13 protein-coding genes are annotated in these 14,629 nt (G+C 70.4%); 7 read left to right on the top strand and 6 right to left on the bottom strand.

The features are described from left to right. Window positions 1-7 precede the first annotated feature (7 nt). Complete coding sequence (locus VFA06_RS03720; RefSeq protein WP_324838956.1) at window positions 8-1,342, bottom strand: S-adenosylmethionine:tRNA ribosyltransferase-isomerase; 1,335 nt, start codon at window positions 1,340-1,342, stop codon at window positions 8-10. Further along, window positions 1,342-2,127, bottom strand: a complete 786-nt coding sequence (locus VFA06_RS03715; protein ID WP_324838955.1) for an SDR family oxidoreductase — start codon at window positions 2,125-2,127, stop codon at window positions 1,342-1,344. The genes VFA06_RS03720 and VFA06_RS03715 overlap by 1 nt, the downstream gene beginning before the upstream one ends. 161 nt (window positions 2,128-2,288) lie before the next feature. Between VFA06_RS03715 and VFA06_RS03710 the strand changes: the two genes are divergently transcribed. From VFA06_RS03710 to VFA06_RS03700, 3 genes are read left to right on the top strand one after another with little or no spacing between them, the layout of a single operon-like run. Next, complete coding sequence (locus VFA06_RS03710; protein ID WP_324838954.1) at window positions 2,289-3,464, top strand: GAF domain-containing sensor histidine kinase; 1,176 nt, start codon at window positions 2,289-2,291, stop codon at window positions 3,462-3,464. Continuing rightward, on the top strand, window positions 3,457-4,152 hold the full coding sequence (locus VFA06_RS03705) for a response regulator (RefSeq protein WP_414639818.1): 696 nt from the start codon (window positions 3,457-3,459) through the stop codon (window positions 4,150-4,152). The genes VFA06_RS03710 and VFA06_RS03705 overlap by 8 nt, the downstream gene beginning before the upstream one ends. Beyond that, complete coding sequence (locus tag VFA06_RS03700; RefSeq protein ID WP_324838951.1) at window positions 4,145-7,075, top strand: FAD-binding and (Fe-S)-binding domain-containing protein; 2,931 nt, start codon at window positions 4,145-4,147, stop codon at window positions 7,073-7,075. The genes VFA06_RS03705 and VFA06_RS03700 overlap by 8 nt, the downstream gene beginning before the upstream one ends. Window positions 7,076-7,196: 121 nt before the next feature. Here VFA06_RS03700 and VFA06_RS03695 read toward each other — a convergent pair whose 3' ends face one another. The 3 genes from VFA06_RS03695 to VFA06_RS03685 form a co-directional block, all read right to left on the bottom strand. Next, on the bottom strand, window positions 7,197-7,856 hold the full coding sequence (locus VFA06_RS03695; protein ID WP_324838950.1) for a DUF1707 SHOCT-like domain-containing protein: 660 nt from the start codon (window positions 7,854-7,856) through the stop codon (window positions 7,197-7,199). A 94-nt stretch (window positions 7,857-7,950) separates the two neighbouring features. Then, window positions 7,951-8,556, bottom strand: coding sequence for a DUF1684 domain-containing protein (locus VFA06_RS03690; RefSeq protein WP_324838949.1), 606 nt, complete (start codon window positions 8,554-8,556; stop codon window positions 7,951-7,953). Between the two features lie 297 nt (window positions 8,557-8,853). Continuing rightward, window positions 8,854-9,801, bottom strand: a complete 948-nt coding sequence (locus VFA06_RS03685; protein ID WP_324838948.1) for a LysR family transcriptional regulator — start codon at window positions 9,799-9,801, stop codon at window positions 8,854-8,856. A 340-nt stretch (window positions 9,802-10,141) separates the two neighbouring features. Between VFA06_RS03685 and VFA06_RS03680 the strand changes: the two genes are divergently transcribed. After that, on the top strand, window positions 10,142-11,206 hold the full coding sequence (locus tag VFA06_RS03680; RefSeq protein WP_324838947.1) for an EamA family transporter: 1,065 nt from the start codon (window positions 10,142-10,144) through the stop codon (window positions 11,204-11,206). Here VFA06_RS03680 and VFA06_RS03675 read toward each other — a convergent pair. After that, the gene (locus tag VFA06_RS03675; RefSeq protein ID WP_324838946.1) at window positions 11,165-11,821 is read right to left on the bottom strand and encodes an FMN-dependent NADH-azoreductase; all 657 of its coding nucleotides are present in this window, start codon (window positions 11,819-11,821) and stop codon (window positions 11,165-11,167) included. The genes VFA06_RS03680 and VFA06_RS03675 overlap by 42 nt on opposite strands. Before the next feature lie 147 nt (window positions 11,822-11,968). On the opposite strand from VFA06_RS03675, the gene VFA06_RS03670 reads away from it, so the two are divergent. The 3 genes from VFA06_RS03670 (at window position 11,969) to VFA06_RS03660 (ending at window position 14,398) form a co-directional block, all read left to right on the top strand. Then, window positions 11,969-12,517 (top strand): MarR family winged helix-turn-helix transcriptional regulator, encoded by a 549-nt coding sequence (locus tag VFA06_RS03670; RefSeq protein ID WP_324838945.1) that lies wholly within the window; start codon window positions 11,969-11,971, stop codon window positions 12,515-12,517. Window positions 12,518-12,829: 312 nt separating this feature from the next. Beyond that, a complete protein-coding gene (locus tag VFA06_RS03665) occupies window positions 12,830-13,609 on the top strand; it encodes a GNAT family N-acetyltransferase (protein ID WP_324838944.1) in 780 nt (259 codons plus the stop codon). Window positions 13,610-13,648: 39 nt separating this feature from the next. Next, the gene (locus VFA06_RS03660; protein WP_324838943.1) at window positions 13,649-14,398 is read left to right on the top strand and encodes a class I SAM-dependent methyltransferase; all 750 of its coding nucleotides are present in this window, start codon (window positions 13,649-13,651) and stop codon (window positions 14,396-14,398) included. Window positions 14,399-14,629 lie beyond the last annotated feature (231 nt).

Below are 14,629 nucleotides of genomic sequence, written 5' to 3'. Positions count from 1 at the left end.
CCGGCGGCTATCGCAGCAGCAGGTTCACGTCCCCGAACTCGTGCCAGAGGTACCGCTCGCGGATGGCCTCGGCGTAGCAAAGGTCGAGCAGCGGACGGCCCGCGACCGCTTCCAGCATCAGCAGGTGCGAGGCGCGCGGCTCGTGCCATCCGGTCAGCAGGCCGTCCACGGCGCGCACGCCACGCTCCGGCGTGATGATCAGATCGGTCCAGCCGTCGGCCGCGTGGACCTTTCCGTCGAGGTCAGCCGCCGATTCCAGCGCACGCACGGCCGTGGTGCCGACCGCGATGACCCGGCCGCCGTGCGCTCGCACGTGGTTGACCAGCCTGGCCGTGCTCTCCGGGACGCGGTATCGCTCGGCGTAGGGCGCCTCGTGCGCTTCCGGCGACGCCACGCCTGTGTGCAGCGTGATCGGCGCGATGAGGACGCCGTGTGAGACGAGCGCCGCGACGAGTTCGAGCGTGAAGGGCCGGGCCGCGCTCGGCATTTCGCTGCTGCCCGGCTCGGCCGCGAAGACCGTCTGATAGGCCGACAGCGGCCAGTCGCGATCGACGTACGAGTAGCGGATCGGCTTGCCGTGGCGGTTGAGGAAGGCCGTGAGCGGGCTGACCGCGCCCGAGCCCTCCGCGCCCGAGTCTGCCGTGCTCGCGTCGTGCGAGTTTTGCCCACGGTGTGCGTGCGAGTTGTGCGCCCCTTCGCCGCGCCCCGACAGCTCGCCGCCCCTGCTCGGGAGCTGGAAGTGCGCGTACCACAGTCGCTTGGTGAACGCGGCGGTCAAGAGGAACGACGCACCTTCGGGCAGCTTGATTTCGAGGCCGGGTCGGGCGGGAGACAGGACGGTCAGCACCGTCTTGCCCGCCGCCACGCTCGCGTGGCGCCCCGTTTGCGCGTACGGCACCGTGCTGCCGGCGTGCGGCCTGCGCAACTCGACCAGGTACTCCCCTCCCGCACCGGGCTCGGCGCTGGACACGTGGACCGCGACCGGCGTGCCGTCCGGCAGCGTTCCGTTCAGCGCCGCGGGCAGCGTCCCCGAGTTGTTGACCACGAGCAGGTCGCCGGCACGCAACACCTGCGGTAGCTCGGCGGCGGTGTGGTGCGAAAGCTCCAGGCCCTCGCGGCGCCCGACCAGCATGCGGACCGCGTCGCGCCGCAGGCCGCGCGCCTCCGCCGGTGCGCGTGCGGACAGTTCCTCGGGGACCGTGAAGTCGAAGCCGGTCTCGAACGCGTCGAGCCCGGGGAAACCCCCGTCCTCATCGAACCCTGACTCTCGGTTCCCCCGCCGGCCCGCGCCCGATCCGGCGCGCAGTTCTGCCAGCTGCGCCACGTCGCGAATGAGCATCATCAGCCTTCCTCCTTCGTGCGCAGAAGGTCGCTGGCGAGGTAGCGGCCCGAGTCGGGCCAGTCGCGCAGCAGCGCGCGGAACGCCGGGATCACCGTCTCGGGCAGCGGCCGGTCCGAGATGTCTTCGCCGGGGAACGCCTCCTGGTGCATCCGCGTGCGCATGTCGCCCGGGTCCACGACCCAGACGCGCAGCTCGGGCTCCTCCTGCGCGAGGATCGCCGAGGCGTGGTCGAGTGCCGCCTTGCTGGCGCCGTAGCCGCCCCAGCCCGCGTACGGCTCGACGGCCGCGTCCGAGGAGATGTTGATGATCGCGCCCCCGGTCAGGCGCAGCTGCGGCAACACGAGCTGGGTCAGCGCGATCGGGCCGAGGACGTTGACCTCGAAGGTCTCCAGCAGCCCGGGCAGCGGGAACTCGGCGAGAGCCGGCAGCGCGGCGCCCTTCAGGTCGTAGCCGGTGAGCGTCGAGGCGTTGTTCACCAGCAGGTCGGCGCCGCCGAACTCGGAGGCGGCCTCGGCCAGGTCGGCGCGGTGCTCGTCGTCCACGACGCTGCCCGCCAGCGCCGCGACCTCGGTGAGCGCGGAAAGCTCGGCGGCGGTCTCGTCCAGCTCGGCGGCGCCGCGCGCGGTGAGCACCAGTCGCCAGCCGTCCTTGGCCAGCGCCCGTGCCAGCTCCCGGCCCAGGCCGCGCGAGGCGCCGGTGATGAGCGCGACCGGCTGGCGCGCCTCGTCCGCTCGCCGTCCGGCGGCGCGGGCCTGGATCCGTACCTCGTCCACGGTGTCTGTCATCGGTTTCGGTGTCGATGTCGGTGTCATGGCTCGACTCTCCCTCCGGCCGGCCCGCGCCCGGATCGGTCCGCCGACCGGACCGGGCCTCGTCCATCGGTCCTAGGACCACGGGCGGAGCAGCGGCCGATCTGCGGATCCGGGCGGCGCGCTAACGTGGAGAGGTGTCCACCACCGCAGACCGATCGCAGGCTCTGGCCACGCTGCACGAGCTGAGCCAGGCGGTGCTGACGATCAGCCGGCACCTGGACACCGGGGAGGCGCTGCGGCGGATCGTGCGTACGGCGCGCGAGCTGGTGGGGGCCGAGTACGCGGCGCTCGGCATCCCGGACGGCGCGGGGTCGTTCGCGCGGTTCCTGGTGGAGGGGATGACCGACGAGCAGTGGGCGGCGATCGGGCCGCTGCCGCGCCAGCACGGCATGCTCTCGGTGATGCTGCACGACCCGCGGCCGCAGCGGCTCGACGACATCACGGCCGATCCGCGCTTCGGCTGGTGGCCGAAGGCGCACCCGAAGCTGACCGCGTTCCTCGGCGTCCCGATCCGGGACTGCGACGAGATCCTCGGCGCGCTCTTCCTCGGCAACACGACGCCCGCGCAGGACGGCCAGGGCTTCACCGAGCAGGACGAGGAGCTGCTGACGGTGCTCGCGGCGCACGCGGCGATCGCGCTCACGCACGCGCGGCTTTACGAGCGGGAGCGCGAGCTGGCCATCGCGGAAGAGCGCACGCGGCTGGCGCGTGAGCTGCATGACGCGGTGGCGCAGAAGCTGTTCGCGCTGCGATTGACGGCCGAGGCGGCCAGCGGCTTGGTGCAGGGCGATCCGCAGCGGGCACGCGCGCACCTGGGCCAGATCTCGGCGCTGGCCAAGGAGGCCGCCGAGGAGCTGCGCGCGGCGGTCGATGAGCTGCGGCCCGCCGAGCTGGACGAGGACGGCTTGGCCATCGCGATGCGCAAGAAGGTCGACGTGCTGGATCGGGCGCAGCAGAGCCGCGGCGGTCCGCGGCTCACGTTCCGGGACAAGCCGATCAGTGCCCTGCCTCCGGCACACGAGCAGGTGGTGCTGCGGGTGGCGCAGGAGGCGTTGCACAATGCCCTGAGACACGCGGAGGCGAAGCGGATCGAGATCTCGCTCGGGCCGCTGCCGCGCGGCGGGGCGGTGTTGTCAGTGGTCGATGACGGGGTCGGTTTCGCGGTGGATTCGGGCGCCGGCGAGCGCGGGCTCGGCCTGGTGTCGATGCGCGAGCGGGCCGATTCGGTCGGCGGGAGGGTGCAGGTGACCTCGGTTCCGGGTCAGGGCACGACGGTGCGCTTGGAGGTGCCCGGTGGACGTCCTGCGTGAGGAGGAAGCCGGTACACCCGCGAGCGCGGCGCGATCGGGAAAGATCAGCGTCCTGATCGCCGACGACCACCCGATGGTGCGGCAGGGATTGCGAGTGTTCCTCGAGCTGCAGCCGGACATAGAGGTCGTCGGCGAGGCCGCGGACGGCGCGCAGGCGGCCCGGCTGGCGCAGGAGCTGCGGCCGGACGTGGTGTTGCTGGACCTGGTGATGCCCGGGACCGACGGGGTGACGGCCATCGAGCTGATGGCCGAGGCTGCGGTGGACAGCAGGGTGCTGATCGTCACCAGCTTCGGCGAGCACCGGACCGTGGTACCGGCGATCCGGGCCGGTGCGCGCGGCTACGTCTCCAAGGAGGTGGAGCCCTCCGCGCTGGCCGCCGCGATCCGCGCCGTGGCCGCGGGGCACGTGCTGCTCGGTCCGGAGGTGGCGGCGGCGCTGATGAGCGGGAACGCGTCACAGACGGCTGAGAACGGCGTCGGGTCGGATCCGCAGCTGACCGCGCGCGAGCGTGAAGTGCTGGACCTGATCGCGCGCGGCCGCTCCAATCGCGAGATCGCCAGAGCCCTGACGGTCTCCGAGAAGACCGTCAAGACGCACGTGTCCAGCGTGCTGATGAAGCTGGGCGTCGCCGATCGCACCCAGGCCGCGCTGTGGGCGGTCCGCCATGCTGAGCACGGGAATGAGTGAGCCCCTCGAGTCGGCGCTGCGTGAGGCCCTGCGTGGCGACGTGGAATTCGGTTCGAGTACGCGTGCCGTGTACGCGACCGACTCGTCGAACTACCGGCAGGTGCCGATCGGCGTCGTGTTCCCGCGCGACGAGGCGGACGTTGCCAGCGCCCTGACGATCTGCGCGCGGTTCGACGTGCCGGTCCTCGGCCGAGGCGGCGGGACCTCGCTCGCCGGCCAGGGCTGCAACGAGGCCGTGGTCGTCGACTTCAGCAGGTACATGACGTCGATTCTGGAGATCGATCCGGCGGCGCGGATCGCAAGGGTGCAGCCCGGTGTCGTGCTCGACGATCTGCGCAGGGCGGCCGAGGCGCACGGGTTGACCTTCGGGCCGGACCCGGCCACGCACGCATGGTGCACGCTGGGTGGCATGATCGGCAACAACTCCTGCGGCACGCACGCTCTGTTCGCGGGAAAGACGGTCGACAATGTGGAGCGGCTGCGCGTCGTGACATACGGCGGCGAGCGGTACGAGTTCGGGTCCTACGATGATGGACAATACGCGGGCCTGGTGAAATCGGGGGCCGGCGAGGCGGCGATCGTCGGCTCACTACGAGAGATCGGCCGCCGCAGCGCCGACTTGGTGACGAGTCGCTTTTCGCAACTGCCTCGGCGCGTATCAGGGTTCAACCTCGACCAGATCATTCCCGGGCACCCGCTGCACGTTGCCCGCCTGCTCGTGGGCACGGAGTCAACGTGCGCGCTGGTCACCGAGGCGACCGTGCGGCTGATCCCGAGCCCGGCGCACCGGCGCCTGGTCGTCCTCGCCTACCCCGATGTCTTCGCGGCCGCCGATGCCGTCGTGGATCTGTTGCCTTCGCTCGACGCCGGGCTGATCGGCCTTGAGGGCTTCGACGTCACCCTCGTCCGGCAGATGAAGGCGCACCGGCTGAACCTCGACCAACTCAGCCTGCTGCCAGACCTCGACCAAGCGCTTGAACGCGATCGTGGCGGTTGGCTGCTCGCTGAGATCGGCGGCGATAGCGCCGACGAGGCAGACGAGCGCGCCGAGCGCTTCATCAGCCGCCTTCCCTCTGCGCTCCCCTACCGCCGCATCGACGATCCGATCGAGCAGCGCGGCGCGTGGGCGATCCGCGAATCAGGGCTCGGAGCCACCGCGATCCGCGAGGACGGCAGCCACAATCTGGAAGGCTGGGAGGACGCCGCCGTACCGCCCGAGAAGCTCGGCACCTACCTGCGAGAGATCGCGCGACTTTGGGAGGAGTTCGGATACGCGGGCGCCTGGTACGGGCACTTCGGCCAAGGCTGCGTGCACACGCGGAACAACTTCGACCTGCACACCGAGTCCGGCCTGCGCGCATACCGCGAATACGTCGAGCGCGCCGCCGACCTCGTCGCGTCGCTGGGAGGTTCGCTCTCTGGTGAGCACGGCGACGGCCAGTCCCGCGGCGAGTTGCTGGAACGGATGTACGGACCCGAAATCGTCGCCGCTTTCCGGCAAGTCAAGGCGGTATTCGACCCCAAGGGCAGAATGAACCCGGGCAAGGTCGTCGACCCGTACCCGCTGGACGAGAACATCCGCTTCGGCCCCGCCTACAAAATCAGCACCCTAACTCCGACGTACTTCCCGTTCGCCGAGGACGCCGGCTCGCTCCAGCACGCCGCGGAGCGGTGCGTCGGTGTTGGCCGGTGCCGACGGGACGACGCGGGCGTGATGTGCCCGTCGTATCGGGCGACACGCGACGAGCGGCACTCGACGCGGGGCCGGGCGAAGCTGCTCGTCGAGCTCTTCCAGGGCGAGGTCACGCCGATGTCCTGGCGCAACGAGGATGTGCGCGAGGCGCTGGACCTCTGTCTGGCGTGCAAGGGTTGCGCCGTCGACTGTCCGACTCACGTGGACATGGCGACGTACAAGGCGGAATTCCTTGCTCATCACTACCGGGGTCGCGTGCGCCCCCGCGAGATGTACGCCCTCGGCCTCGTCCCTTGGCTTGCCCGCGCCGCGACGCGCGCGCCCGCGTTAGCAAACGTCGCGCTGTCGGCACCCGGGATCAGCACACTGCTACGCCGCGCCGCCGGCGTCACCACCGACCGTCCCGCTCCCCGCTTCGCGTCCAAATCCGTGCGCCGCACCCAACGAACCAGGTCTCAGCCAACGACGCCGACACTGACACCGACACAACCAACGGTCGTCCTGTGGCCCGACACCTTCACCGACGCGTACCGCCCAGATCTCGCCCTCTCCTGGAAGGCAGTCCTCGAAGCAGCCGGCGAATCCGTCGCCGTTCCCACCGAGTGGGCCTGCTGCGCGCGCCCGCTCTACGACACCGGAATGCTCGAACTCGCTCGCAAGACGCTGAGACGACTGCTCGACGTCCTCGATGAGCACATCGACCGAGCGACGCCGATCGTCGTCCCCGAGCCGAGCTGCCTGGCCGCGTTCCGCGACGAGCTGCCGAAGCTACTCGCCGACGACCCGCGCGCTGCGAAGCTCGCGGCCCTCTCCCGCTCCCCCGCCGAGCACCTGCTCGCGACTGACGCCGTCACGAGCCTGCGGCCGCGGCGAGCGTCCGGACCCGCCGCGTCCGGGCGCGTCGTGATTCACCCGCACTGCCACGCTCGCGCGGCCCACGCGTCCGACGCGGACCGCCAGCTCCTCGAGGCACTCGGCTTCGAGGTATCTGTACTCGATGCTGGGTGCTGCGGCCTCGCTGGCTCGTTCGGCTTCAGCGCGAAGCACGAACCCGTGTCGAGGGTTATCGGCGAGGAGCAGTGGCTGCCGCGCCTCCTGGACGCAGCCCAGGACAGAACACTGATCATCGACGGTTTCTCCTGTGCGACGCAATACACGCACCTCGCACCGAGCGGTTCTACAAGCCCGACCACCCTTGGCGAACTGCTACGCGCCCACATCGGCGCCTAACGTGCGTGCGGTGCTGGCACAACTACCGCACCTCAGCCGGGAGGACTCAAGGCTCTTATTCGCCCTCTTCTCAAAGGCGCCCCGGCACGCCCCCTTGGCACGACGTCGACCGCGCCGTCCCTCACGAGGCCAGTTCGCCGCGCTGCTTCTCCTCGAGCGCCTTCGCTGCCTTGCGCCGTCCGGTCACCCCGGCCCAGAACGCGATTCCCACTACTCGCACGATCGGCGCTCCCGGCGGCGGCGGTTCCACGTTGTCGGCGGTCGCGTCGTCGTATCCGCCCATCAACCCGAAGCCCTCGACGCGCAGATCGACGCCCTCGGGCGCGATGATGTCGATGCCAGCCATGATCGCGTTCGCGCGGATGACCGTTTCGCGCTCGGCGAAGGTGGCTTGGCGCAGATCGAGGACTACACCGCCCCAGAACGAGAACGCGTTGTACCGCGCGGGCACGACCCATCGCCCACGCCGATCCGAACCCGACATGATCGCGATCGACCAGCGGCGCTTCGTGGGCGTCCCGCCGATCAGCGGTGTCGCCGCGGTGGAGCCGACCGGCGCGGGAAGCGGTGGCGTCGTTCCGGCCGCCGGAAGGTCGCGGGTCAGCGGTTCCAGCTCAGCGTAGGTTTTAGCCGAGTAGGCGCGCTCCAGCCGCTCCTCAAGCTCGTCCATCGTCAGCCGACCGTGTCCCGCGGCCTCGCGCAGTTGCTCTGCCACGCGCTCACGGTCGGAGTCGGCGGCACGCATTTCCAGCGCGGCGTTGGGGTCCCCGGTGTCAGCCATGCCCGGATTCTAGCGAAGCAGCCAGCGGCTGATCAGCCCGAGGATCGCGCCGCTTCGCCAGAAACGACGACGCGTTGCTCCCGCCGTCGGCTCGTCACAGCCGCTCGCCGGCACGTATCGGGGCGCTGATGGTGTTGCCGGGCGGAGCGAGCGGACACTGCCATTGCGCGTCGTACCGGCATGAGGGGTGATACAGGAAGTTCAGGTCGACGACGAGGCTGTCCGCATCGCCGCCGAGGTCGGCGCCCTTTGCGGTATCCAGCAGGTATCGCCCGCCGCCGTAGCTTTCCGTGCCGGCGGTGCCGTCGCGCACGGGGAGGAACAGCCCGCCGGCGTACTGTCGCAGCCACCAGACTTCGAGCGTCGCGCCGATCGGTTCGGGAAGCTCGACGCGGCCGATCAGCCGCATCGCGGTATTGCCGTCGCCGTCGGTCGGCAGGCTCAAGCCATTCGGCTCGCCGGGCGGCACGATGGGCAGCTCGAAACGCAACCGCGGGTCGTACGGCCAGTACGGCACGCCCGTCGCGCGCATCGGATCGCCCGGTGGCAGCGGGCTTTGCGGGTGACGCCGGAACAGCTCGTCCCGGCCCGCACGCCACAGCTCGTGCGCGCGCTCTGGCTTCGGGACGGCACGAACCGCCGCGTAGAGCGTGCTGACCTCGCGGCGCCAGCCCGTCAGCTCAAGCTCGGGGATGTTCATGCGAACGTTGCGTCCCTCTCCGTAGCGGGTGATGCCAAGTCCAGCGAAAGCACACGCCGATGACACGTTGGCCGCTGAGCGTAAGGCTGTCATCGATCAGTAAGCGGGTCGCGCCCACGCCATTGATCAGGAACGGGTAACGTCGCACGCAGAACCGACAGTGGCGCACTCGTGGCATGAGCCGACCGCGAGACTGCCATCGACCATTAAGCGGGTAGCGTCGCGCGCAAGACCGACGGCGAAACGCTTACCGCATGTGCGGACCGCGCGGCCGCGTGATCCTGGGCAGCTCGCCCGTCAACCCGTCGCCGGCACGCTCACGGCCTGAGCCAAGCGTGCGGCATCGGCCTTCGCACTTGCCGATGCTTGCCGAAGGGCCGCCACCGCGCGGGAGTAGTTCGCACCTTTGCGCATCGCGGCGGCGATGCGACGGCGCGGGGCGTCCTGGCCGATCGGCAGGACGCGCACCGAGTCGGGGACGATCGGCGGCAGGCCGAGTTCCGGCACGACGGTCACACCGAGTCCGGCTGCCACGATGCCGACCGCGGCGAGGAAGTCGGTCGTGTAGTGCGCGGCGCGGGGCTGGAAGCCCGCCGACGCGCAGGCTGCCGTGATCACCTCGTTGCAGGAGGTCCAGCGGCGCGACTGGATCCAGGGTTCCTCGGCGAGTTCGCGCAGATCGACCGGGTCGACGCTCTTCGCCAAGCGGTGCCGGGACGGAACGACGGCCCGGTAGTCGTCGACGACCAGGGACTCCAACACCACGCGGGGGTCGGCCAGGGCGGGACGGTTGGGCGCGATCATCACCACGGCCACGTCCACCTCCCCGTCGAGCAGCAGCGCGAGCGCCTCCTCGGACTCGGCCTCCTCGATCGAGACCCGCCAGCCCGGGTTCTGCTCGCAGAGGTCGGCGACCGCCTTGGCCACGAAGGCCGCGATCGCGGTGGGGAACGCGCAGATCCGGAAGCGGGCGGCGGTTCCCTCGCGGAAGTCGCGTAGTTCGGCGTCGGCGCGCTCGTATCGTTCGAGGATCGCGTCGGCGTGGTCGAGCAGGATGCGGGCCGGCTCGGTGAGCACGACGCCGCGTCCGCGCCGCTCGATGAGGGTGCAGCCGGTGGACTTTCCGAGCGCGGTGAGCTGTTGCGAGACCGCGGAGGGAGTGAGGTGCAGGGCCACGGCTGCGGCGTTCACGGTGCCGTGGTCAGCAAGCGCCCTCAACGTTCTAAGATGCCGCGGGTCGATCACACTGCTCGCCTCCCATCGGGTGCGCGAAAGTGCGCACCGTATGCGCTGGTCGGGTGGCGCGGTGCGGGGAGCGCCACGCAGGGCCCTTTTGGGCCGGGCGCGTGATCGGCTCGGGGCGCGGTGGAGCGGGGTTCCACCGGGCACCGGGCACCGGGCACCGGGCACCGGGCACCGGGCACCGGGCACCGGGCACCGGGCACCGGGCACCGGGCACCGGGCACCGGGCACCGGGCACCGGGCACCGGGCACCGGGCACGAGTATCCCGATTCAGCGTTTCTGCATGGTATCGCGCAGAACTATTCGCTGGTTCTAAACGATCGGCGCTGCTTGATTGGATCCATGACTCGCGGCACCGCGCTTCCCGTCCGCCACCTCCTGCTCGCCTGGCTAGCCGTACTGATTTGGGGCGTCAACTTCACCGTCATCGACGCCGGACTCGCCGACTTCCCGCCACTGCTCTTCGCCGCCCTGCGGTTCGCGGCCGTCGCGGTCTGCTGCCTGTTCGTGCCGCGCCCGCAGATCGCCTGGCGCTGGCTGCTGCTGGTCGGCCTGTTCACCGGGACCGGCCAGTACGCCCTGCTGTATCTCGGCATGGCGGCGGGGATGCCCGCCGGGCTCTCCTCTCTGGTGATGCAGGCTCAGGTGGTATTCACGCTCGCCTTCGCCGCGCTCGCGCTGCGCGAGCGGCCCTCGCCGCGTCAGGCCTTCGGCATCGCGGTCAGCGCGCTCGGTCTCGGGATCGTCGGACTGGCGCGCGGCGGCTCGGTCAGCGCGCTCTCGCTGCTGCTGGTCCTCGGCGGCGCGGCCAGCTGGGCGGTCGGCAACGTATGCACCCGCATCGCCAAGCCGGACAACGGATTCCAGCTGGTGATCTGGTCCTCGATCGTGCCGCCGCTGCCCCTGCTCGCGCTCTCGCTGTTGCACGAGGGCGCCCACCGCGACGCCACCGCCTTTGGTCATGCCGGGTTGGGCGCGTGGCTGTCACTGGCCTATTCGGTCGGGCTCTCGACCATCCTGGCGATGGGCAGTTGGTCGTTGCTGCTCAGTCGGCATCCAGCTGACCGGGTGGTGCCCTACTCGCTCGCCATTCCGGTCATCGGCTTTCTCACCGGCCACATCGCACGCAACGAGTCGGTAACGGCACCGATGCTGCTCGGGGCCGCGGTGGTCGTCCTCGGACTCGCACTGGTGGTCATCCGGTTCCAGCGGAGGATCCGGCTGGGGATGTCGGAGAGCGCCGACGAAGCAGGCTCAGCGACGGCGGAGGGGCCGGGGAGGTCGGGGCCGGGACCGGCGCCGGCAGCCGGATCCGCGGCTGGGCCACGGCCCGGGCAGGCCAGCGATCCCGAGCGAGAGGGAGCGCTACGCGGCGGCGAACTGGCCGGCGAGGGCGCGGGCGTGTGACTCCGCCGCCTCGTGCGCGGCGGCTCGCAGCCGCTGCGCGGTGGGTATCAGGTCGGCCATGGCCGGGTTGCGCTCGGCCAGAGTGAGCTGCGCCTTGATCACGGTCACGTCCAGGCCCAGCGCCTTGCCCAGCACCGTCTCCAAATAGGGCTGCACGAAGTCCCAGCCCTCGCGCGGCGTACCCGGATCGTAGCCGCCGCCGTATGCCAGCACGATCGTCGCCGGACGCCCGGCCAGCGGCGGCGTCCCGTCGAAGGCCACCGTGCGACCGGACAGGATGATCTGATCAAGCCAGGCCTTGAAGGTGGCCGGCACGCCCCAGTTGTACATCGGCACCGTGAACAGGTACGCGTCCGCGGCCAGCACTTCGTTCACTAGTTCGGAACGCAGCGCGAATGCGGCAGCCTGCTCGGGCGTGTGCTGCTCCGCCGGCATGAAACCCGCGTGGATGCCCGCCTCCTCGAGCGCGGGCACCGGGTTGCGCCCCAGGTCGCGGTGCGTGATCTCGCCGTCGGGGTGCGCCTCTTGCCAGGTCTTGCGGAAGGTGTCGGCGATCTCCTTCGACACCGAGCCGACGGTCAAGGCGGAGGAATCGACATGCAGCAGGCGGGCCATGGCTAGCTCCTGAACTAGTCTGTTCGACAATCTGTCTTGGACTTAGATTGTCTGTTACGCAGACTATTTGTCAAGCCTCGGGGCCGCTGTATCCTGGAACCGCAGACCAGACGCGGATTCGACCGCGGCAAGAGCGGAGGGGCGGGCATGAGCGCAGGCGCCGTGGAGCGGGACGCGGTCGCGGACCCGACGGCGTCCGCATCCCACGGAATCCCGGCCGGCTTCGATCAGAATTTCGGCTGGCTGCTCGCGCAGTGTTTCCGCGCTTACACCTACGCGGTCGAACGCGCGGTCGCCGATCTGCCGCACGGGCACCGCGGCTTCCAGGCGCTCTACGGCGCTGCCAACTGCAGCGCGCACAACCAGGCCGAGCTGGCCAAACAGCTCGGGGTGGACCGCACCGTGATGGTCTACCTGGTAGACGACCTGGAGAAGGCCGGGCTCGCGGAGCGGCTGCCGGATCCGAACGACCGTCGCAGCAGGCTGATCCGGGCCACCGAGGCCGGCCGGGCCCGGCTGGCCGACGCGCAGTCGGCGATCAGCGCCGCCGAAGCGGAGCTGCTGGCCGCGCTCAGCGAGGACGAGCAGAAGGCGTTGCGCGGAATGCTGTGCAGCATCGCCGCGCACCAAGGCACGCCGGCCGACGGCGCCACCGCGTGCGAATTGGCCGAGAAGGTGAAGCAGGGCTCGGGCTGAGCCGATCGCTCGCGGTTGTGACGATGTGGGCACTCATATCGCGGGTTGTGCGCCATTAGGTCAGTTGTGGGCATCGTGACGCTCCGTGTTTGACTGCCGCTCTCCGGCACGGCATTGTTTGCCAGCAGCTTGGGCGGCGGGTGGATCTAGGCCGGATCAGCGAGCGGGTCGAGGGCCGAGCATGGCAAGGCGAAGCGGGCCTGCGCACCGGGGTTGTGCGCGGGCCGACGACAACGCAGCCAGGCGACGGCCGTCGGCCCGCGGGCCCGGCCCAGTTGCACCCGCCGCCTTAGAACTCCGGAGAAGGAAGCCATGGCCGAGACGCCCACCGCTGACGCCCTGATCGCGACAGCTGCCGCAGGTTGGGGATACGCCGAGTCCACGCAGGTGGACGGCTGGCACCTGCGGGCCGCTGAGGGGTTCACCCACCGCGCCAACTCGGCGTGGCCGCTCGGCCCGCTCGAGCGCCCGCTGCCCGACGCGGTGTCAGCTGTGCAGGCCTGGTACGCCGAGCGCGGACTTCCGGCCCTGGTTCAGGTGGCCGTCGGATCAGAGCTCGACCTCGCGCTCGTCGAGCTCGGGCACGAACGCGCCGACGCTCTCGCCTGGCGGCAGGTCGCCAACGTCTCCGAGGTGCTCGACACCCTGCTGAGCGTCGCCCCGATCGGCGTGAAGGAGACCTTCACGGATGAGCCGACCGACGACTGGCTGTCCCTCTACCGCTCCGGCACGGTGCCGCCGGTCGCCCGACAGGTCCTCGGATCCGGTGAGAGCGTGCGGTTCGCGACGATCTACGACTCGGACACCGGCGCGCCGGTCGCCATCGGTCGCGCCGCGGTCGTCCCAGCCGCGGGCGCGGACGGACAAGACGGCTCGCGCTGGGTCGGTCTCAGCGCCATAGAGACGGCGCCCTCGGCACGACGCCGCGGGCTGGCCAAGCTGGTCATGGACGCCTTGCTGGAGTGGGCCGACGAGCAGGGCGCGACGGACGCGTTCCTCGAAGTGACTCCCGACAACGAAGCGGCGGTCGGGCTTTACGCGGCGCTCGGATTCACCACCCACCATGAGTTTCACTGCCGGGTGATCGGCTAAGGTCCCTCTCGGTACTTACCGACGGGAAGGGGCCCTGCGGTGGCGGAGCGTTCGAAGTTCGACACGGTGGCAGCGAACTACGCGGCGGGGCGGCCCGACTATCCCGCAGAGCTCTACGACACCCTGGCGAACGTGCTCGGCAAGCCGCTGGCCGGACTCGACGTGGTCGACCTGGGCGCGGGCACCGGGATCGCCTCCCGCCAGCTGGCCGAGCGAGGGGCGCGGGTCACCGCGCTCGAGCTGTCCGGGCCGATGATCGCGCAGCTGGCCGCGACCTCGCCCGGAGTGCGGCCGGTGCGCGGCAGCGCGACCGCGATTCCGCTGCGTGACGACTGCGCCGACTTGGTCACCAGCGCGCAGGCGTGGCACTGGATGGACCCCGCGCTCGCCGTGCCCGAGTTCCGCCGCATTCTGCGACCCGGCGGCGTATTCGCGGCCTGGTGGAACCACACGCACCGGGACAGCACCTGGGAGCACGAGCAGGAGCTGCGGATCGAGGCCGCCGACCCGAACTGGCGGGCGGTCAGCGGACCATACGGCAAACGCGACAACGAGTTCGGCGACCACGACACCCTCAAGGTCACGACGCACGAGTTCGCTTGGGAGCGGACGATTTCATTGGACACGCACCTCGACAACCTCGTGTCGAAGTCGTACGTCGCCGCGCTGTCCAACCGCGATGAATTCCTGGCCACCGAGCGCGCGATTCTCAGCGAGCAGTTCCCAGACGGATACGTCACCGAGCGCTTCGGTACGCACATGGTGACGGTGGTTCTGCCGTCTGCTTAAGCGCTCAGGCAGCCGCGCGCTCCCCTAGCGATCGATAATTCCGTTGCCGCGCCACGGCCGTATATGGGTTCATAGACGACGGCGCGGCCGACAGCCCGAATGGTTCGGGCGGGCGCGCGCGGCGGCTTCCACAACCGTCGTGTAGCGAGAGAGGAGACCTCCAGCGATGTTGCGTCGTCACCCGCTCCGCTGTCGCAGGTCCTCTCGACTGCGCCGCAACGCCGAATAGGT

Source organism: Actinocrinis sp. (assembly GCF_035653575.1).
Lineage (GTDB): Bacteria > Actinomycetota > Actinomycetes > Streptomycetales > Catenulisporaceae > Actinocrinis.
Note: the sequence above shows the minus strand (reverse complement) of the source record. Positions and strands in the feature narration are given on the sequence as shown.